Below are 20,243 nucleotides of genomic sequence, written 5' to 3' on the forward strand. Positions count from 1 at the left end.
GGGGCGCAGCCGTCTACCGTCCAGTTATGGCTTCAGTATCAGTGATCACCGGAGGCGCGGGCGGCATGGGTCTGGCGACGGCCAAGATCCTGGGCCGAGACCACACCGTGGTGCTGTGCGATGTCCGGCAGGACCGGCTCGACTCGGCCCAAGCCGCGCTCGAGGACCTGGGCATCGCCGCGACCGCCGTCAACTGCGATGTCACCGATCGTGACGCGGTCACCCGGCTGTTCGACACCGCGACCGGTCTCGGGACGCTGGCGTCGGTAATCCACACCGCAGGGGTGAGCCCGAGCATGGGTGACGCCGAATTCGTCATGCGGACCAACGCGTTTGGCACCCTCGTCGTCAACGAGGTGTTCTACGACTTGGCAGGGGACGCCCACGGCGACGGCGCGGTGATCGTCAACGTGGCGTCGATGGCCGCGCAGCTGCTGCCCGACAAGGCATATCCCACCAAGCAGTTCCCGCTGGCGTACAGCGACGGCGACGCCTTCGTGGCGGCGATGACGGCGTACTGCAACAACGCACCCGAGCAGCTGCGCTCGGGCTTCTCCTACACGGTCAGCAAGGCCTTCGTGAAGTGGTATTGCGCTTCGCAGGCCGAGCGCTTCGGCGGCCGCGGGCTGCGCATCGTCTCGGTGTCGCCGGGCAACATCGATACCGAGATGGGGCGGCGCGAAGAGAAGGCCGGGGTGGGCATGATGATGCCCGACGCGCTGATCCCGCGGTGGGGCACGGCCGAGGAGATGGCCGAGCTGTTCGCCTTCTGCGCCGGCAACAAGTGCGCCTACCTCACCGGCGCCGACATCCTCGCCGACGGGGGAGTGGTCGCCTCGATGGCCGAACGCGCCCGGGTGGCCGCCGAAGTTGGGTAGCGTGCCGGTGAGGGGAAGGGAGCGCCCATGCACTACACCCGCACCGATCCCATCACGGCCCGTCCCAGCGACGTCTGGGCCGTCCTGACCGATGTCGAGCATTGGCCGGACTGGACGGCATCGATGCGTGAGATCCCCCGCCTCGACTCCGGTCCGCTGCGAGTCGGCAGTACCGCACGCGTCCGCCAACCCACCGGCCGGCCGATGGTGTGGACCGTCACCGATCTGGTTAACGAGAGATCTTTCACCTGGACGGCGTCGACGGCCGGAATCCGCTTCACCGGCTTCCACGAGCTGACGCCGACCGCGTCGGGGGTGCGGGCGGTGTTGACTTTTACCCTGACCGGTCCGATGGCCTGGCTGGCCGGCCTGCTCGCCGGTGGCCGGATTCGTCGCTACGTCGACATGGAGGCGGACGGACTCAAGCGGCAGTCGGAAGGCCGCGCGAGGCCCTAGTGGCGACCGCCGGAAGGGCGGCTGCGGTTGGCGCGTATTGCTGAGGGTTCCGATGGTGCTGGGGCCAGACGCGATGTCCTTCCGTCGGCGGTGCGTATTCGATCGATCGATTTCTGCCCCGTTCGGCGGTCGAGGCTGCGCGTTCGGCTTGACCAAACGGAATCGTCGTTGGTTAACTTGCACCGGGCGATGGGTCCCGCCGGGAAGCTCGACTTCCGAACCGCCACGCTGCTGATGGCCCCTGCGAACGAGGGAGTCGCAGGGTGGCGGATGTCGTTTTCCAGTCTGGTCCGGTTCGACCATGACCAATTTGCCGCTGCCGGTGATCCAATGCCTGCAAGTGATTACTGTCGCTGGCGGTGCACCGGGTGTAAGCGGTTTCATCGCCGCCTTCGAGGCTCGACTGCAGGGCCGTCGCGGTCCGCGCATCCTGCAGCCCTACTTCGATCTGGTCAAACTTTTCGGCAAAGAATCGCTGGCGCCGCACGGAGCGGGCCCATTCTTTCGCCTCGCGCCGGTCGCATCCTTCGCCTGCTATCTCACCGTCCCGATGTTGATCCCGGTACTCACCAGTTACGCGCTCCCGCTGGGATACATGGGGGACATCCTCGGTGGCGGACTGATCCTGGCGTTCGCCAGCTTCTTGGTCGCGGTCGCCGCGGCCGAAACCGGAGACTCCTACGCCCAATTGGCCTCCAGCCGAGCCAAGACGTTCGCCGCGATCACCGAACCGGTGATGCTCCTGGTGTTCTTCACCGTCGCGATGATCACCACCACCGACCTGCCGTACGTTCTGGCAGCCACGGTACGTAGCGGGCCCAACCAGATCCTGCGGCCCGCGCACCTTCTCGCCTCCGCGGCGTTATTCATGGTGATCCTCTACGAGACGGCGCGCATTCCGGTAGAAACACACACGGGCACAATCGAATTCGGGATGATCGAAACTGGACGGGCCTTCGAGTATTCGGGGCCGGATCTGGCCCTGCTGCACTGGGGATCTTCGGCCAAGCAGTTGGTGCTCTACACCATCTTGATCAACGTCTTCGTTGCCCCGTGGGGGCTGGCGTCCGACGCCTCTCCGATTGCGGTCGGGCTCGCAATACCCGCCATTCTTGTCAAGGCCGCACTGCTCGGATGTGTAGTCGCCGTCGTGGACAACAGTTACGCCAAGCTGCGGTTGTTCAAGATTACCGAGTTCGTTTCGGCGGCATTTCTGTTGGCGATCCTGGCGGTCTTCACGCTGTACCTGGGGGGCGGCTGATGACGGTGACGGCCAGCCAGTACGTCCCGCCTGTCTTCGACGGCGTGGCGAACACCGTGGCGCTCATCGTGCTGCTGCTGGAGTTCGGGATGCTACGGGCAGCGCTACTGCGCGCACAGGTCCGCCTGTACGCGGCCCAGTCCCTCGCCGTGAGCGTGCTCGCCGCGGTCGTCGCGTTCGGTCACAATGTTCCCGAACTGTATGCACTGGCGGTGCTTTCACTGCTGCTCAAGGTGATCGTCGTGCCAGTGCTGGTGCTCAGGCTGTTGCGGGAAGCCAGCGAGGAAATCGCCGGGAGCGGTCTGCTGGGTGTGGCCAACGAGGTGCTGATCTCGATTGCCGTCGCAGCATTCGGGTTTTTCGCCGTCGGCGTCTTGGACATTCACTCCGACATATTGCCCACCGCCGCGTTGAGCTTGTCGGTCGCTGTGGTGCTGGTCGCGTTCATCCTGATGATCGTGCGCCGTGACGTAGTGAGCCAGGCGATCGGCTTCTTCTCGCTCGAAAACGGTGTGTCGGTAGCCAGTTTGGTGGTCGCTGCGGGAATGCCGCTGATCCTCGAGGTGGCGTTCCTGTTCGACTTGCTGGTGGCGGTGGTGGTCTTCGGGGTACTCATGCGCACCCACCATCGGCGAACTCGATCCCTGTCCACTGCCACCCTCGACCGACTCAGGGGTTAGCCGATGTCCGTGGTGATGGTGCTCCTCGTGCTGGTACCGCTGGTAACCACCCTCGTTTGCGCACGTGTCTCACATCGCGTTGCCGCGACAGTCACTGCGCTGACCGGAATCGCCACCTTTGTTCTGGCGGCGACATTGGTGCCGGCCAGCGTCGCCCACACCGTCACCGCCCTGCGCTACCTGCGCGCCGACGCGCTGTCGGTGGTGTTCTTGCTGGGCACTTGCTTCCTGTATGCAGTCGTCGCGATCTACTCGATCGGCTATCTGGCCGACGAAGAGCGCGCGGTGCGCTCCGACAGCGCCGAACAGCAGGCACTGTTCGCCCGCCACAGCACGCGGTTCTATCTTGGCCTGAATGCTTTTGCGTGGTCGATGATCTGCGCGCCATTGGTCAACGGGCTTGCCCTGTTGTGGATCGCCGTCGAAATCACCACCGTGGTCTCCGCACTGCTGGTCGCACTCGACGACACCGAGGGTGCGACCGAGGCGGCGTGGAAGTACGTTCTGATCGCGTCGTCGGGACTCGGGATCGCGCTGCTGGCGACCATCTTCATGTATTACGCCGGAGCGCAGCAGCTGGGTCAGTCCTATGATCTGGCGTTCGATCCGCTGCTCGGAGCAGCCGGCCAATTGCAGCAAACGCCGGTGCGATTGGCATTCGTGTTGGCCGTGGTGGGATTCGGCACCAAGGTGGGGTTGTTTCCGGTGCATACCTGGCTTCCTGATGCGCATGCCGAGGCACCTACCCCGGTTTCGGCGCTGCTGTCCGGATCGCTGCTGGCGGTGAGCTTCTATGCGATCTTGCGGTACTACCAGATCAGTGTCATAACACTGGGGCCGCGCTTCCCGCAGACGGTGCTGCTGGTCTTCGGCGTGCTGTCCTTGCTGCTGGCGGCGCTGTGTCTACTTGAGCAACGCGACATCAAGCGACTGCTGGCCTATTCGAGTGTCGAACACATGGGCATTCTCGCCATCGGTGTCAGCTTCGGCGCCCCAATCGCCCTGTCCGGGGTGCTACTGCATGTCTTGGGGCATGCGGCTGCGAAAGGGAATGCATTCATGGGCGCCGGGGTGTTGGTGCGCAAGTTCGGCACCAAGGAACTCAGTAAAATGGCCGAGGGTGTCCGGCTGTTGCCATGGTCGGGCCCGCTGTTTTTGACCGCTGTGATGGCGCTGTCGGCGATGCCGCCGTTTGCCTTGTTCCGCAGTGAATTTGAGATCGTCTCGGGTGGCTTCGCACACGCACGCAATGCTCCCACCGCGGCGCTGGTCTGCCTGGTCACCCTGGCCTTTTTCGGGCTCGCGCTGGCGACCACCCGGGTCTTGTTCCGCCCCAAACCGGATATGCCGATCGCGGGGTCACTGGTGCTGGCCCCAGGTGAACCGAGCCGCTGGATGGTGGCACCGGTGGTAGTCGGGGTACTGGTGCTGCTGGTGCTGGGCCTTGCGCCGCCGTCAGATCTGGTTGATCTGCTCAACCGCGCCGCTGTCGAACTAGCGGTGGGTGCGCCGTGACGACCGCGACATCAACTACGGTCCTCGACCTACCACCGGAGCAATGGCGACTGCGGATGGCCGAACGTGTCGCGGGCGGTGATCGCTTCGCCGGCGTCTATGCCTCCCACCGTGGCGATGCCGCACAACTGCACGGCTTGCTGGTCGGCGGCGACACCGTCAGCTGCCTGCGAACAGAGCTGACCCCGGACGCGGCGGGCGCGCTGGTCTATCCGTCGTTGACACCCGATGTGCCGGCGGCGTTTTGGTATGAACGTGCGCTGCACGACCTGTCGGGCGTGCTACCGACCGGACATCCGCGACTGGACCCGTTGCTGCTGCCCCGCACTCCCGGACAGGCCTCGCCGCGGCCCGGGCACCCCGACCGCAGCGTGCTTGATCAGCACATCCACTCCAGCGCCACCGAACAGCACGGACCAGTCGATGTCGCCGGCGGCGGGGTGTTCACCCTGCCGCTGGGGCCGGTGCGCTCCGGTGTCTTCGAATCGATCGAATTCCTTGTCGAAACACCCGGTGAGGACATTCCGCACCTGAACATCCGCCCGCACTACAAACACCGCGGGATCGCCAAGGCCTTCGAGACGCTATCGATGGCAGACGGGATTCTGGTGGCCGAACGCGTCGAGGGCATTGCCTCGGTCGCGCACGCGTTGGCGTTCGCGCACGCCGCCGAGCAGCTGTCCGGGGTGGACCCGCCCCGGCGGGCGCGGCTGATCCGGGTGATCCACGCCGAACTGGAACGCATCGCCAATCACCTCGATGTGGTGACCCGACTCTGCGATGCCGCCGGGATCGCCGTGCCGACCGCACGGTTCGGGTGGCATAAGGAATGCGTGATGCGCCTGGTATCGGCATTGTGTGGAAACAGGTTTGGCCGATCGGTGATCTGTGTAGGAGGGGTGGCAGCCGAGCCACGATGGACTCCGCACGCGGTGTCTGACCAACTCGCGGTGATCGTGCGGCGGATTCGAGGCGATCGAGACGCCCTGATGGTCGACGCGTCGTTCCTGGACCGGCTGCGCGGCACTGGCCACCTCGATCCGACGCTGGCCGCCTCGCACGGGGCGTTGGGGCCGGTCGGCCGCGGCTCCGGGTGCGACGACGATGCCCGCCGACGTGGCTACGACGGCTATCTGGAACTGCCCGGGGTGGAGGGGGGATCAGGGGGACGCGCTGGCCCGGCGGGGGGTTCGGTGGACCGAAATCGACATTGCCGCCGAGCTGATCCAGCGGGCGTGCGACCGGCTGACCGGGCTGGCCGACGCCCCGATCGTCGCGACCGCCCCGGTGGTCGACGGCTTCGCATTGGGTTGGGCCGAGGCGCCGCAGGGCGAGGTGCTGTACGGCCTGCAGGTTCGCGACGGCGTGATCGGTCGGTGTTTCGCCCGTTCTGCCTCACTGCACAACATGCTGCTCTTCCACGATGTGTTCAACGGCGACGTCTTCACCGACTTCCCGTTTATTGAAGCCAGTTTCGGGTTGTGCTACGCCGGGGTGGCGATGTAGATGGCGTGGATATTCCGAGGGTTGCGCAACGGGATCGTGACGACCCGGTGGCCCAAAGCTGCGGATGAGTACTTCGACCGGTTTTCCTCGGCGGTACGGGTGATCGACCGAGCCGACACCGCGGTATCGGCCACGGCCGTCGTCGCCGCCGCGGAGGCATGTCCCACCGGTGCGATCTCGGTGGACCCGCGGCCTGCGCTGGATCGTGGCCGCTGCATCCTGTGCGGTCGTTGCGTCGAGACGGCACCGGACTGGTTTTCCTGGGATCGCGGGTCGGCCACCGCGGAACTGAGCCGCGGCGCGCTGGTGGTCGGTGAGGTCGAAGAAACCGATGCGGCGCTGTCCGAGCTGCGCGCCGGCCTGGCGCGGCGAGTACGCAGGCTGCGCCGCTCGGTGCATCTGCGCCACGTCGACACCGGCTCCGACGGCAGCGACGAATGGGAGATCCAGGCCCTGACCAACCCGGTCTACGACCTGCACCGGTTGGGGATCTTCTTTACCGCCAGCCCCCGGCACGCCGACATCCTGCTGGTCACCGGTATAGGCGCCGCCGGGATGATCGAACCGCTGCGCCGCACTCTCGACGCGATGCCGGCGCCGACCGTGGTGATCGCCGTCGGCGCCGACGCCGTCAGCGGGGGGCTTATCGGCGGTGCTTACACAAGGGACGTCGGCATCTCCGAGCATGTGCCGGTGGACATCTGGGTGCCGGGAGCCCCCGCGTCTCCGTTCAGCGTGCTGCACGCGATCCTGCTGGCGCTCGGCCGGATACCGGTTCCTGAAGACGGGGCTGCGCGGTGATCGGCGCCGGCCTGCTCGCCACCGCCGTGGCGGCACTGATCGGTTGGTGTGCGGGGTCGACCGGCGGCAGACGCGCGCCGATAATCCTGAGCACGGCCGCGTGGACGGTCAACATCGTCGCCGCGGTGTTCTTCGTGCTCGCCGGCGCGACCGGCCTCGCCGGTCGTGCCGAGCGGGTCGACCTCGGCGGGTTGGCCGGTCTCGGTCCGGCCAGCCTGTCCGCCGACGCGTTGTCCGGACTGTTTCTCGTCATCGCGTTCGGTGTGGCCATCCCCGCCCTTGCTGTCGCTGCGGCACCGGGTAATCGCAGCCGTCCGCGGTTGCCGGTGGCAGTCGCCCTGACGCTGGGCGCCGTCGCTGTGATCATCACGGCCGACAACTTCTTCGTGCTGCTGTTCGGATGGGAGTCGCTGACCGTCGCCTTCTACCTGATGGCCGGCTACGACCGAGATCTGCCTGGTAGGGTCGGCGGCTCGGTCATCACCGTGGTATTCGGAAAGGCCAGCGGCGCAGCGGTGTTGATGGGTGCCCTGCTGCTGGCCGGGCAAACACACACGTTCGCATTCACCTCGGGCTCGCTGGACCCGCACAGCGCCGTAGGTCAAGCCGCCTACGCGCTGTTGCTGTTCGGATTCGGAATCAAAGTCGGATTGGTCCCCGCCCATGTCTGGATGCCGCGCGGCTACGCCGCGGCTCCGGGGCCTGCACGCGCGGTAATGGCCGGCGTCGCGGTCAATGTCGGCTTCTACGGCATGTGGCGAACTCTCCAGGTGCTGGGTGCTCCACCGGTGTGGCTGACCTGTGTGGTGCTGATCGTCGGCGGAATCACCGCGATCCTGGGTATCGCACATGCCACGGTCAACCCTGATCTGGCCGGGCTGATCTCGTGGTCGAGTGTCGAGAACGCGGGTGTTATCACCGCGGGATTCGGGGCGGCGATGGTCGGCGCGGCGGCCGGTGAGCCGAAGCTGACCGCGGCCGGCTTGGTGGCCGGCACCGCGCAGGTGATGGCGCACGCATTAGGTAAGACATTGCTGTTCGTGTCGGCGTCTACCGTCGAGCAGGCAACCGGGACTACCGATCTGGACCGACTCGGTGGCGTGGTGCGCCGGCTCCCGTGGGCCGGCACCGGTTTGGTGATCGGCTCATTGACCCTGGCCGGACTGCCGTTGACCGCCGGTTTCGCTTCGGAATGGTTCACGTTGGAATCGCTGATGCAGCAGTTCCGGGTTTCGGGTCTGGCCATGCAGTTGTCCACCGCCGTGACCGGAGCATTGGTTGCGCTGACGATCGGTCTGGCTGCGGTGACTTTCGTTCGGCTGGTGGGTCTCACCGTCTTCGGTCCCGCCCGCGTCGATGAGCCGCAACTGGATCCCGCTCTGAGCCGGGTGGATAGCCAGTGGCCCTTCCGATTCGGAGTGGCTGTTTTGGTAGCGGCCTGCCTGGGTGCGGCGGCGGTCGCGCCGCTGCAGGTGCGGTTGATGGCACGCGGCTTGAGCCCCATCGTGGGAGGCCAGGCCGACGCGGCCAACGCCGGGCCCTGGGTATTACAGCCGGTGTTCGCCGACTTCTCCGCGCTGTCGCCGAGTTGGCTGTGGATAGCGCTTCCCGCGATGTCGGTCCTGATCAGCGTTTTTGCCGCGTTGTTCGCGGGCCGAAACCCGTGGCGGACGCGCCGTGTGACGCCATGGTCGTCGGCGTCGCCGGGCGTGGACCGAGGTGTCGGTTACACCTCGTCCGCCTACGCCAACCCGGTGCGCAACGTATTGGCGAACGTGTTGTTGACCCGGACCGAACTGGTGAAAACGGCTGCAGGGCCCAGCGACCAAGTCGTCGCCCCGCTGTTGTTCACCTACCGCGTCGATGTCGTCGACGTCGTCGAACGTTTCTTCTATCGGCCGTTGACCAGGGCGCTGCTGTTCGTGTCACGCGCGGCGCGCCGATTGCAATCAGGTCGCCTGGACGCATACATGGCTTACATGCTGATTGCGGTGCTGGCGGTGCTCGCCGTGGTGATTGCGACCGCATGATCGGAGCTGATCAGTGAGTGGCAGGCGGCAGCCCGAAGGACAGTTCGGGGGCCGAGGCGGTGATTTCGAGGAGCCTGTTGTATTTGGCTACCCGTTCGCCCCGTGCCGGCGCACCGGATTTGATCTGACCACATCCCGAGCCCACCGCAAGGTCGGCGATGAACGAGTCGTCGGTCTCGCCCGAGCGATGCGAAATCATGGCGCCGTATCCCGCCCGTCGGCACACGCTCAGCGCTTCAAGGGTTTCCGACACCGTGCCGATCTGGTTGACCTTGATCAGCGCGGCATTGCCGATACCGGAACGGACCGCGGCGGCGATCACAGCCGGGTTGGTCACGAAATTGTCGTCGCCGACCAGTTGTACGCGGTCACCGAGCGCAGCAGTGAGCTGCTGCCAGCCCGCGGCGTCGTGTTCACCCATCCCATCCTCGAGACTCCACACGGGAAACTCGTCGACGATTCGGGCGTAGCGCTCGATCAGTTCCTGACTCGACAACGATTCCCCGCCGACCCGGTAACGGCCGTCGCGATGGAACTCGCTTGCGGCAGGGTCCAGCGCGATGGCGACGCCGTCTCGCCCGGCGACATAGCCGGCATCGCTGATGGCTGCGGTGAGCAGTGTCAAGACCTCTTCCGGGCTGTCGATCTCGGGGGCGAAACCGCCCTCGTCTCCCAATCCGGTGGACATTCGGCGGTCGGCCAGTGTCGAGCGCAGCGTCCGGTATATCTCGGCGCCGGCCCGGATCGCCTCCGGCAGCGACGGCGCACCGACCGGCGCGATCATGAACTCTTGGAAGTCCAGATTGTTGAGGGCGTGTACTCCGCCGTTGACGACGTTGAAGTGCGGGACGGGCAGCCGCGGCAGCGCTTCGGCGGGAATCAGATACCGCCACAACGGTTGTCCAGATTCCAGTGCGAACGCCCGGGCGGCGGCCATCGAGACACCGACGATCGCGTTGGCGCCCAGCCGGGACTTATCAGTGGTGCCGTCCAGATCTCGCAGTACCTGATCGACATCATCCAACGAGGAGAACGATCGGCCGATCAAGGCATCGGCGATTGGCCCGTTGACGTTTTCGACAGCCTGCCGCACACCTTGGCCGGCGTACCGCGCGTCGTCATGGTCCCGCAGTTCGACGGCCTCGCGGCTCCCGGTCGAGGCGCCAGACGGTACGCCGGAACGCACTTGCCTCCCATCGCTGAGCGCCGCCCACACCGACAGGGTGGGCCGACCGCGCGAATCCAGGACCTCGATTGCGGATATCGACGAAAAGCGTACGGCCATCTGCGTTCCTCCGCGCCAAAGCTGATCCGGTGTCGCTGGAGGGTGAGAAATCCGCCGACGACTGTGCCCGCCAGCCTACCAGCGCAGCCAGTCCCCGGGAATCCTCGAAATCATCGGAAGACCGTGTGGTGCAAGGGAATGAGGGTACCGCGCTGGGCGGTGCTGCGGGACGCGAGCGTCGTGATTGGAGCACTGTTGCTGACGGCGAGCTGGACGGCGTTGGCGGTATCGGTCGCGGCGCTGGGCGGTCTCGGTGTGCTGCTGGCGACAAACGTGGGCGGGCGGCGATCGGTGTGGGCGGCGGGCTCGATCATCGCCGAAATCGTTGTGACGACCATCGGAGTGGAAGTGGATCTCGTATGAGCGAGGAGATCGCGCCCGGTGCGCCCCGTCGACGCTTCCCGCCCGCAATGAAGTTCGTGTTGATGGTCGGTGTGATGAGTTTCTTCGCCGACTTCACCTACGAGGCATCCCGCAGCATCGTGGGCCAGTTTCTGGGCCTGTTGGGAGCCGGTGCACTGGCGATCGCGGTGATCACCGGCTTCGGGGAGTTGCTCGGCTACGGGCTGCGGTTGTTCTCCGGGCGCAGCGCCGACCGCACCGGACTGTACTGGCCGATCACCATCGGCGGCTACCTGCTGCAGATGTCAGTGGTGCCGCTGCTGGCGCTGGCCGGCAGTTGGCAGATGGCCGCCGTCCTGGTGATCGCCGAACGGATCGGCAAGGCCATCCGCAATCCGCCGCGCGATGCCATGCTCTCGCACGCCGCCAAGCAGATGGGTTACGGCTGGGGCTTCGGCGTGCACGAGGCGCTGGACCAGTTCGGCGCCATGTTCGGCCCGTTACTGATCGCGTTGGTGGTGGCCAGCACCAACGACGACTACCGGCTGGCATTCGCCACGCTCGTCGTCCCGGCGGTGATCATGTTGTCCCTGCTTGCGGTGGCCCGGCTGCTCTACCCGCGTCCGCAGGATCTCGAGCAGGCCGCTGGTGCTGTACAAACCCACGGCCTGCCCCGGGTGTTCTGGGTCTACCTGCTGGCCGCGGCATTGGTGGCCGCCGGGTTCGCCGATTTCCCGGTGATGGCCTACCACTTTCAGCAGGCCGGGAGCGTCTCGACCACCTACATCCCGCTGTTCTATGCGGCCGCGATGGCGGTGTCGGGCACCGGATCGTTGGTGTTCGGGCGGCTTCTCGACCGTTTCGGGATCGGTCTTTTGGTACCGCTGACCGTCGTCGCGGCGGCCTATGCGCCGCTGACGTTTCTCGGCGGTTTCTGGCCCTCACTGATCGGCAGCTGCTTGTGGGGCCTGGGCATGGGTGTGCACGAATCGATCATCCCCGCCGCGGTGGCACCGATGGTGTCGCCGGATCGGCGAGCCTCCGCTTACGGCTTGTTCACCGGCGTCTACGGCGTCGCCTGGTTCGCTGGCAGCACCGCGATCGGTGCGCTGTTCGGGGCGTCACTGAGCGCCGTCGTCGTGTTCTGTGTGGCCATCGAACTTGCTGCTGTCCCGCTGATCGTGGTGGTCTGCCGGCGCCAGCCGGTTTCGGAGGCGCCCACCGAATAGGCGGGCAACGCCGCGCGACGACCTAGCGGCGTTAGCTGGGGCGGCTGATCGGGTCGGTGGATTCGGGATGCGGGATGCGCCGAAGCAGCTAAGTTAACGGTTGACACACGGCGGGGTGGGTGCTTACCGTGGACCAAACCTACGGGACCGTAGGTTGGCTGGGGGGCCAAGCGACAACCCACTTGTCGATGGGGGAGGGGACCAAAAACTATGGTGAATGTCCAGACGGCATTGCTTCATGAGCTGGAGCCGATTGTCGAGCAAAACCTCAATCGGCATCTCAAGGCCGCCAAGCCGTGGCTGCCGCACGATTACGTGCCGTGGAGCAAGGGGCGCGACTTCGCCTTCCTCGGGGGCGAGGACTGGGTTCCCGAAGACTCGCCGCTGGACCCGGTCGCCAAGGCCTCGCTGCTGGTCAACCTGCTGACCGAGGACAATCTGCCGTCGTACCACCGCGAGATCGCTACCCGTTTCGGTCGCGACGGCGCCTGGGGCACCTGGGTCGGGCAGTGGACCGCCGAGGAGGGCCGCCACAGCATCGCGCTGCGCGACTACCTCGTGGTCACGCGCGGCATCGACCCGGTCAACCTCGAGAACATGAGGATGCGGCACACCATCGCCGGCTACGACTCCGGCGACAAGACGCCGCTGCAGGCGCTGGCCTACGTGTCGTTCCAGGAGCTGGCCACCCGCGTGTCGCACCGCAACACCGGCAAGGCATCCGGCTGCCCGCTCGCCGACCAGTTGCTGGCGCGGGTCGCCCTCGACGAGAACCTGCACATGGTGTTCTACCGCAATCTGATGCAGGCGGCCCTGGACATCGCCCCGGATGAGGCCATGTGCGCCATCCGCGACGAGGTGCTCGGGTTCTCGATGCCCGGCATGAACATGCCCGGTTTCCAGGACAACGCCGTCCTGATCGCCAAGGCCGGCATCTACGACCTGCGGATCCACCACGACGATGTCGTGCAGCCGGTGCTGCGGTTCTGGAAGGTCTTCGAGCGCGACGACTTCGGCCCGGCGGGCGAGGAAGCCCGCGAGCAGGTCGACGGTTTCCTCAAGATGGTCGACGAACGGGCCACCTACTACGAAGAGAAGGCCAAGGCGCGCGAGAGCGTCTCCGCCTGATCGGGGCTAACCTCGCTTGATCGAGGTGTAGTAGGTTGTGTCGGCCATCGACACCGAGTCGGCGCCCCGGGCGGGCGTCGGGCGGCCGTGCTGCGTCAACAGCTCGGTCATGGACTGGCCCGTCGAGGACCAGCCCAGGCCGTCGAGGTACTCGGCGACGTCGTTGCGAGCACCCTGATAGCCCAGTTCGGAGAACTCCAAGTCGAAGCCGTGCGCGCGCCATTTCTCGGCGGCGCTGCGCATCATTTCCTTGGCCTGCTCGTGCTGGGCCTCGGAGATGTTGGGGATGGCCTCGGTGGCCAGTCGGCTGCCGTCAGCGCTCAGTGCGGTGATGTTGTCCAGCAGCCGGTCCTGTGCTTCGGGTGGGAGATAGCCGAGCAGTCCCTCAGCGATCCATGCGGTGGGCTGGGTGCGGTCGAACCCCGCCCCGATCAATGCGGCCGGCCAGTCATCGCGCAGATCGACGGCGACGCCGCGGCGATCGGCGGTGGGCTCCGCGCCCAGGTCGGCCAGTGTCGCGGTCTTGAAGGCCAGCACCTGCGGCTGGTCGATCTCGAAGACTGTCATACCGGCGGGCCAGGCCAACCGGTAGGCGCGCGCGTCGAGGCCGGAGGCCAGGATCACCGCCTGGCGGATTCCGGCCTGAGTGGCGTCGGCGAAGAACGCATCGAAAAAGCGGGTGCGGACGGCCATTGCGTCGGGCATCTGCCCGAGCTTCCAGATGGACTCGTGGTCGTCGAGATCGGCGTCGGCCAGATCCCCAGTGGCCCACTTGGTCAGGAAATCGACGCCGACGGCCCGGACCAGTGGCTCGGCGAAGCGGTCGTCGATCAGGGGATTGTCGGCCTTGGTGGCGATCGCTCGGGCGGCGGCGACCATCGTCGCCGTGGCTCCCACGCTGGTGGCCAGGTCCCAGGTGTCGTTGTCGGTGCGTGCCATGAGCGCTCCTTGAATTGGTGGACAGGGCGATTTGCTTAGTCTAGCAATTAATTAGTTCATTTAACAAACGTTACGAGTTGGACGATGGTTCCCGGTCTGCCGCCCAGGTAGTGGGCAGCATCGGAACCGTCGGGCCACTGGAGTGGGTTCGGCCAGGCCTAAGGAGGCCCGTGTTGGGGTCGGACACCGTCGCCTAGCGCAGGGTCAGATAGATCAGCACCACATTGAGCAACCCGATCACCACGGTGATCGCCCAGCCGAGGGCCGAGGTCAGCGGGCCGTTGGCATCGCCGCCCATCAGCGCCCGGTCGCCGGTCACCCGGATCAGCGGTACCAGCGCGAATGGAATGCCGAAGGACAACACCACCTGCGAGATCACCAGTGCCCGAGTGGGCTCGATCCCCAGGGCCAGAATCGCCAGCGCCGGGCCCAGCGTGATCAACCGGCGCCAGAGCAGCGGCACCGACACCCGCAGCAGGCCCTGCATGATCATCGCGCCGGCATAGGCGCCCACCGAGGTCGATGCCAATCCGGAGGCCAGCAGTCCGATCGCGAAGAACAGGGCGACCGTCGGGCCCAGGGTGTTGCCGACCGCGGCGTGTGCGCCCTCGATGGAACCGGCGTCGTCCAGGCCGCGCAGGTTATTGGCGGCCACCACCAACATGGCCAGGTTCAGTGTGCCGGCCACCAACATCGCCAGCCCCACGTCCCAGCGCGTCACTCGCAGCAGTCGCCGTCGCGCCGGGCCGGGTTCGGGCTGGCCGTGCCGGTCGCGGGCCAGGCCCGAGTGCAGGTACACCGCGTGCGGCATCACCGTCGCGCCGAGGATCGCGGTGGCCAACAGCACGCTTTCGGTGCCGTCGAAACGGGGCAGCAGGCCGGCGGCGACCTCGGCTGGCGCCGGTGGGGCGACCACCAGGCTGGCCAGGAATCCGATAGCGATGATGATCAGCAGCCCGCTGGTCACCTGCTCGAAAATCCGCGGGCCGCGCCGGTCACCCACCACCAGCAACACCATCGACACCACCCCGGTGATGACGCCACCAAGCAGCAGCGGCAGCCCGAAGATCAGGTTCAGTGCGATCGCACCGCCCACTACTTCGGCGAGATCTGTTGCCATGGCCACTAATTCGGCCTGGAGCCAATAGGCGATCCGGGCCGGTTTGCGGCTGTGGGCGCCGATCACCTCTGGTAGCGAGCGGCCGGTCACCAAGCCGAGCTTGGCGGACAGGTACTGCACCAGCCCGGCCATAACGTTGGCCGCGACGATGACCCAGACCAGCAGGAAGCCGAATTTCGCCCCCGCGCTGACATTGGCGGCAACGTTGCCCGGGTCAACGTAGGCGATCGCAGCGACAAAAGCCGGGCCGAGCAACGCCCAGCCCGGCCTCTCCCGCTGCTTCATCAGGGCCTAGCGTAGAGCCCTCGTCCGGTGACCAGTGGCAGGTCCAGCGTGGTTCGGATGCCCGGTTCGGCCGCAACCACCGCGGGAATGGCGTTGACGACCCGCATCGCGGTGGCCACCAGGCCGGCGTGGTTGTGGTCGCCATTGGGGCTGGACAGGCACAGGTCCAGCGCGTACGACGGCTCACCGGTCACCTCGACGCGGTAAGAGCCGCCGGGTTGGGCCGGCTGCGGCCAGTCCGGGCAGAGGTCTTCGCGCAGCCGGGTGACGTGCTCGAGGACCACGGCGGCGTTGCCGTCAACCATCCCGCGTACCTCGAATCGCAGTGCCGCGGCGGTGCCTTTCGCGATGTCACCCGACGAGATCGAGAAGTCCTCCGGTGCGGGCACCCGAATATGGGACTGCTCGACCGAGTCGAGTTCCAGGCCCAGGCCGGCTGCGAGCTGGCGCACCACCGAACCCCACGCCAGGCTGAGTACGCCCGGCTGCAGCAGCATCGGGGTGTCGTCCATCGGCCCGCCGAAGCCCATCACGTCGAACATGACGGCGGCGCTGTCGTAGGTGGCGTAGTCCACGATCTCCATGCAGCGGATCTGCTGCACGCTTTGGCAGGTGCCGGCCAACGCCAGCGGCAACAGGTCGTTGGCGAAGCCCGGGTCGATGCCGTTGACGAACAAGCTCGAATTGCCTTGCTGCGCAGCCTCGTCGATCGGGGTCAGCATCTCTGCCGGGATCACCTGCCACGGGTATTGCAGGAACACCGCGCTGCTGCCGACCACGTTGATACCGGCGGCCAGGATGCGCTTGAAGTCTTCGAGCGCCTCGACGAGCCGGTTGTCGGCCAGTGCGGTGTAGACCACGCAGTCGGGCTTGGCGTCGAGTACTTGCTGCAGGTCGGTAGTCGCGAGCACGCCGGTCGGCGTGTTCACACCGGCCAGTTCCGCAGCGTCTTTGCCGGCCTTGGCCTCCGAGGACACCCACACCCCGGTCAGGTCGAACTCAGGGTTGGTGATCAACGCTTTCAGCGCGTGGACACCGACGTTGCCGGTGCCGATCTGCGCGACACGAATAGTCATAGGTCAGTTCCTCACAGGTCGGGGACGGGCAGGTCGAGGTTCGGGAAGGTGATGCCGCCGTCGACTTCGAGCACCTTGCCGGTCAGGTAGGCGCCGGCCGGGGAAGCCAAATACAGGGCGGCGGCCGCGATCTCCTCGGGGTCACCGAGTCGACGCAGCGGCGTGGCCTTCTCCATCGGGGTGCGCAACTCCTCGTTGGCAGCCACCACGTTCAGCGCCGAGGTCATGATCGATCCCGGGGCAATGGCGTTGACGCGAATCTTGGGGCACAGATCCAGCGCGGCCAGCCGGGTGTAGTGGGCCAGCGCGGCTTTGGCCGTGCCGTAGGCCGCGAAACCCCGTCCGGGCACCCGCCCCATGGTGGAGGTGATGTTGATGAACGACCCGCCACCGGAGTGCTCCAGCATCAGTGGCACTGCCGCGATGGTCAGCGCATGCGCCGTCGCGACATTGAACGTGAAGGCGTCTTTGAGGTCTTTGGTCGACGTGGTCAGCAGGGTGTTGGGCATCGTCCCGCCGACATTGTTGACGACGATGTCGAGCCTGCCGAACGCCTCGACCGCTTCGGCGGCCAGCTTCGCCGTCTCCTCGGGATGGGCGAGATCGGCGACGACGATGTGGGCACGACGACCCGCCGCGCGGACCTGCTGCGCGACGGCCTCTAGTTCAGATTGGGTACGTGACGCGATCACCACGTCCGCGCCGGCTTCGGCGAATGCTACCGCGATGGCGGCGCCCAGGCCCCGGCCAGCGCCGGTAACGACGGCTGTTTGATTATCGATCCGGAATTTGTGGAGTATCACGGCGCCACGCTAACAAGGATCGATCGTGCGCTGAACCCCTTTTTTGAAACACGTTCTAACGGCGCGCGGATCGGCTGACAACGGCCCTGCGACGGTCAGCTGTGATGTCTCAGGACATCGGTGACAGTTCTGCATCAGGACAGTGGTGACACTTTGTGTGTCAGGACATCGGTGACGGTTTCTCGGGGTCGGGGCCGGCCCGTAGTCCTGGGTCCGGCATCAGTCGACGCAATCGGCCGGGACCGGCAACTCCTGCTCGGACCTGTCCGTACCGCAAGTGGGACCGGCGACACGGACGAAGTGGTCGGATCGGTCGACGAAGGCATCCGCCCCGGAGCACTGATGCCGACCACACACAATGGTCAGATCCTAATGGTCTATGGCATAACTGCCACTGGCCAAGACGCTGGGGACCGGGCACGATCGGTTACCGATGGACAATCACTTCATTGCCGTTGTGGCCCTCGACGGCGTCACCGCACTGGACCTCGCGATTCCGATGGACGTCTTCGGGATCGACCCCGACGTGCCCTATGAGCTGCGTGTCTGCGGCGTGACTGACCGCGTCCAGACCGCATCCGGTCTGACATTGGCGATCGACCACGGTCTTGAGGCCGTAGCCGAGGCGGACACCGTCATCGTTCCGGGATATGAGCCGGTAGATCGACCCGTCCCCACCGCGGTACTCGACGCACTGGCAGCCGAGGTCGAACGGGGCACGCGAGTGGCGTCGATCTGCACCGGCGCGTTTGCCCTGGGCGCAGCCGGCATTCTCGACGGTCTACGCGCGACCACGCATTGGCAGCACATGAAGGAGTTCGAGGCGCGGTTTCCGTCGGTGCACCTCGACCGAGACGTGCTTTACGTCGACAACGGCAACATTCTTACCTCTGCCGGAATGTGCTGCGGAATCGACATGTGCTTGCACATCGTGATGCGGGATCTCGGGGCGGCTACCGCCAATCGGGTGGCCCGCACGTTGGTCGCCGCGCCTCATCGCGATGGCGGCCAGGCGCAATACATTCCCGCCGCGGTAGCCGTCGCCGGTGATGCTTCATTGGCCGCTACCCGGGCTTGGGCGTTGGAACATATAGCCGATCCCATCGGCGCTTCGGAGATGGCCAGACATGCCCGGATGTCGATGCGGACTTTCATGCGCCGCTTCGCCGAAGAGACTGGAACCACCCCGTTCCAGTGGCTGCTGAATGCACGCATCACCTCCGCACGCGAACTGCTTGAAACGACCGATTATTCGGTTGACCGTGTCGCCCGGGACTCCGGGTTGGGATCAGCCGCCAACCTTCGACTGCACTTTCGCCGGAGCCTGGCGACCACACCGACCGGGTATCGCCGAACTTTCACGTGCGTTCCTGACACTGCGGCCGGCTGAGGGACCCCGGGCAGCGATCGGTGCCCGGTCGCCGCCATCCACGATGGACCGAATCATCGCGCATTCCGAACATCGGAGAGCTCAGGGGCCGCCCCAGCGATCGAGACGGCCCCTGCTCAACTCCCGCCGTCAGCCCCCAGCCCCGATGATGGCGACCACTTCGACCTCGATGCGCATCTCGGGCATCCCCAGCGCCTTCACCCCGAGCGCGGTCCACAACGGCAGGTGCTTCCCGGCACGCTTGCGGAATTGGCTTACGACCGCGGACATGTGGTCGTCACCGATGGAGTCCTCACGACTCGGGACGTGATATGTCTTGACGCTCACGACGTCGTGCCAGGTGGCCCCCGCCGCCGCAAGAGTCCTTTCGACGTTTCCGAAGGCCAGATCGATCTCCTCCTCCACGGAGTCCGCGGAGACGACCTGGTCGTCGTCCCATCCACCCTGACCGGAGATCTCGACCCGGTCCCCGACACGGAGCGCCTGACTGTAGCTGTATCGGGAACGCGTGATTTCTCCGTAGCCGGGAGTGTCAAAGAACTCGACGGTGGACATGCAGCTGCTTCCTTTCATCGTTACTTCCATTCTTCCGGAGTCCGGAATCTTTCTTCATCATTCGATCGTTGCGGCAGAAGCTGTTTCGATGAAGTCAATCGGGGCTCAGTTGCCCCACCGCGAACCGCCCTCGGCGATGAGCTCCTCGACGAAGGTGGTCCCGAATTCGTTTCTCTCCCGGAGAATCTCCCCCGGCGGGTGATAGCGCGGAGCATTCTCCGGGTTCATGGCGGCATGCCCGGCGACCGCGTCCAAGACTGACGTCGCCATGTTGAATCGGGGATAGGCGTCGTGAATAACGGCGCCGATGTGCGCGGTCACCGCTTCCCGGTGCGAATCCGGAAGACCGAGCACTCCTCCGAAGTCGATCGCGATGCCCTGATAGGTCAGTGATGTCAGCGCACCCATCCGTTCAGGTATGACGGCCGTGTTGTGCAGTGCAATGGCCTCCCACACGGCATCAACCTTGCGAGCCTCCAAACCGTGCCCGGCGAGGAACTCGGCGGCACGGTCGGCACCGTCCACCTCGAATCGAGTGCCGCCCTTTGCCAGGGGGGACAGTCCGACGTCATGCAAGACGCACGAAAGGTAGAGCAATTCTTCATCGAAATCACTACCCGCGATGAGTCCGATGCGCGGGGCGAGCAACCGTGCGAACAGGAAGCTACGCACACTGTGATTGGCGATGGCCGGCGACTCCGCGGCTTGTACGAGTTCCAGGGCCGCCGTGGCCAACGGCGTACCGGGCAGCGTCAATAGGCCAGTATCGTTGGCGACGGATCCCTGAGAAGCGGTTATCGGATTCGAAAATGTCATGAAGCAAGTCTGCGATCGCCGGGGCGGACCGGCCAGCGGCGGATTTGCCGATCATCGCCAGGTTTACGCCAAACCGACGGGGTGGGGCGTTCCGCGAGCGCCGGATGCAGACGGCTCGCCGTATCGCGGCTGGCGGTGTGGGAAGGTC

The 20,243-nt window shown here is 65.9% G+C and carries 19 protein-coding genes; 12 read left to right on the forward strand and 7 right to left on the reverse strand.

The annotated features are described in order from the left end of the window. Positions 1 to 26: 26 nt before the first annotated feature. From BN4346_RS25820 to BN4346_RS25855, 8 genes are all read left to right on the forward strand, one after another. Positions 27 to 878: an SDR family oxidoreductase gene (locus BN4346_RS25820; protein WP_067967720.1), complete on the forward strand. Its 852-nt coding sequence runs from the start codon at positions 27 to 29 to the stop codon at positions 876 to 878. A 27-nt stretch (positions 879 to 905) separates the two neighbouring features. Beyond that, complete coding sequence (locus tag BN4346_RS25825) at positions 906 to 1,334, forward strand: SRPBCC family protein (protein ID WP_067967725.1); 429 nt, start codon at positions 906 to 908, stop codon at positions 1,332 to 1,334. A gap of 301 nt (positions 1,335 to 1,635) precedes the next feature. Further along, positions 1,636 to 2,595: a respiratory chain complex I subunit 1 family protein gene (locus BN4346_RS25830; RefSeq protein WP_067967729.1), complete on the forward strand. Its 960-nt coding sequence runs from the start codon at positions 1,636 to 1,638 to the stop codon at positions 2,593 to 2,595. Continuing rightward, positions 2,595 to 3,275, forward strand: coding sequence for a hydrogenase (locus tag BN4346_RS25835; RefSeq protein ID WP_067967732.1), 681 nt, complete (start codon positions 2,595 to 2,597; stop codon positions 3,273 to 3,275). The genes BN4346_RS25830 and BN4346_RS25835 overlap by 1 nt, the downstream gene beginning before the upstream one ends. Before the next feature lie 3 nt (positions 3,276 to 3,278). Beyond that, complete coding sequence (locus BN4346_RS25840) at positions 3,279 to 4,790, forward strand: proton-conducting transporter transmembrane domain-containing protein (protein WP_067967735.1); 1,512 nt, start codon at positions 3,279 to 3,281, stop codon at positions 4,788 to 4,790. A gap of 56 nt (positions 4,791 to 4,846) precedes the next feature. Next, positions 4,847 to 6,256: an NADH-quinone oxidoreductase subunit D-related protein gene (locus tag BN4346_RS25845; RefSeq protein ID WP_235653521.1), complete on the forward strand. Its 1,410-nt coding sequence runs from the start codon at positions 4,847 to 4,849 to the stop codon at positions 6,254 to 6,256. A 40-nt stretch (positions 6,257 to 6,296) separates the two neighbouring features. Continuing rightward, entirely contained in the window at positions 6,297 to 7,097 is an 801-nt protein-coding gene (locus BN4346_RS25850) for an NADH-quinone oxidoreductase subunit B family protein (RefSeq protein ID WP_067967738.1), read from the forward strand. After that, complete coding sequence (locus tag BN4346_RS25855) at positions 7,094 to 9,127, forward strand: proton-conducting transporter transmembrane domain-containing protein (protein ID WP_067967741.1); 2,034 nt, start codon at positions 7,094 to 7,096, stop codon at positions 9,125 to 9,127. The genes BN4346_RS25850 and BN4346_RS25855 overlap by 4 nt, the downstream gene beginning before the upstream one ends. A 10-nt stretch (positions 9,128 to 9,137) precedes the next feature. Here BN4346_RS25855 and eno read toward each other — a convergent pair whose 3' ends face one another. Beyond that, entirely contained in the window at positions 9,138 to 10,412 is a 1,275-nt protein-coding gene (gene eno, locus BN4346_RS25860; RefSeq protein WP_067967744.1) for a phosphopyruvate hydratase, read from the reverse strand. A gap of 138 nt (positions 10,413 to 10,550) precedes the next feature. On the opposite strand from eno, the gene BN4346_RS25865 reads away from it, so the two are divergent. From BN4346_RS25865 to BN4346_RS25875, 3 genes are all read left to right on the forward strand, one after another. Further along, positions 10,551 to 10,775, forward strand: coding sequence for a hypothetical protein (locus BN4346_RS25865; RefSeq protein WP_067967745.1), 225 nt, complete (start codon positions 10,551 to 10,553; stop codon positions 10,773 to 10,775). Continuing rightward, positions 10,772 to 11,983, forward strand: a complete 1,212-nt coding sequence (locus tag BN4346_RS25870) for an MFS transporter (RefSeq protein ID WP_067967748.1) — start codon at positions 10,772 to 10,774, stop codon at positions 11,981 to 11,983. The genes BN4346_RS25865 and BN4346_RS25870 overlap by 4 nt, the downstream gene beginning before the upstream one ends. 210 nt (positions 11,984 to 12,193) lie before the next feature. Continuing rightward, on the forward strand, positions 12,194 to 13,111 hold the full coding sequence (locus BN4346_RS25875) for an acyl-ACP desaturase (protein ID WP_067967751.1): 918 nt from the start codon (positions 12,194 to 12,196) through the stop codon (positions 13,109 to 13,111). Between the two features lie 6 nt (positions 13,112 to 13,117). On the opposite strand, the gene BN4346_RS25880 is transcribed toward BN4346_RS25875, so the two are convergent. The 4 genes from BN4346_RS25880 to BN4346_RS25895 form a co-directional block, all read right to left on the reverse strand. After that, positions 13,118 to 14,050 carry a class I SAM-dependent methyltransferase gene (locus tag BN4346_RS25880; protein WP_067967754.1) on the reverse strand — a complete coding sequence of 311 codons (933 nt, stop codon included), beginning with the start codon at positions 14,048 to 14,050 and terminating at the stop codon, positions 13,118 to 13,120. Positions 14,051 to 14,243: 193 nt separating this feature from the next. Next, complete coding sequence (locus tag BN4346_RS25885; protein ID WP_096867447.1) at positions 14,244 to 15,455, reverse strand: Nramp family divalent metal transporter; 1,212 nt, start codon at positions 15,453 to 15,455, stop codon at positions 14,244 to 14,246. Next, positions 15,455 to 16,531 (reverse strand): NAD(P)H-dependent amine dehydrogenase family protein, encoded by a 1,077-nt coding sequence (locus BN4346_RS25890; RefSeq protein WP_067967760.1) that lies wholly within the window; start codon positions 16,529 to 16,531, stop codon positions 15,455 to 15,457. The genes BN4346_RS25885 and BN4346_RS25890 overlap by 1 nt, the downstream gene beginning before the upstream one ends. A gap of 11 nt (positions 16,532 to 16,542) precedes the next feature. Next, complete coding sequence (locus BN4346_RS25895) at positions 16,543 to 17,334, reverse strand: SDR family oxidoreductase (RefSeq protein WP_067967762.1); 792 nt, start codon at positions 17,332 to 17,334, stop codon at positions 16,543 to 16,545. A 433-nt stretch (positions 17,335 to 17,767) separates the two neighbouring features. Here BN4346_RS25895 and BN4346_RS25900 point away from each other — a divergent pair, with 433 nt between their 5' ends. Further along, positions 17,768 to 18,724 (forward strand): GlxA family transcriptional regulator, encoded by a 957-nt coding sequence (locus BN4346_RS25900; RefSeq protein WP_067967766.1) that lies wholly within the window; start codon positions 17,768 to 17,770, stop codon positions 18,722 to 18,724. Between the two features lie 129 nt (positions 18,725 to 18,853). Here the strand turns inward: BN4346_RS25900 and BN4346_RS25905 are convergent, their stop codons facing one another. Beyond that, positions 18,854 to 19,279, reverse strand: coding sequence for a Rid family hydrolase (locus BN4346_RS25905; protein WP_067968132.1), 426 nt, complete (start codon positions 19,277 to 19,279; stop codon positions 18,854 to 18,856). 105 nt (positions 19,280 to 19,384) lie between these two features. Next, the gene (locus BN4346_RS25910) at positions 19,385 to 20,095 is read right to left on the reverse strand and encodes an HD domain-containing protein (protein WP_067967769.1); all 711 of its coding nucleotides are present in this window, start codon (positions 20,093 to 20,095) and stop codon (positions 19,385 to 19,387) included. Between the last annotated feature and the right edge of the window lie 148 nt (positions 20,096 to 20,243).

Source organism: Mycolicibacter icosiumassiliensis, from assembly GCF_900078685.2.
Classification (GTDB): domain Bacteria; phylum Actinomycetota; class Actinomycetes; order Mycobacteriales; family Mycobacteriaceae; genus Mycobacterium; species Mycobacterium icosiumassiliensis.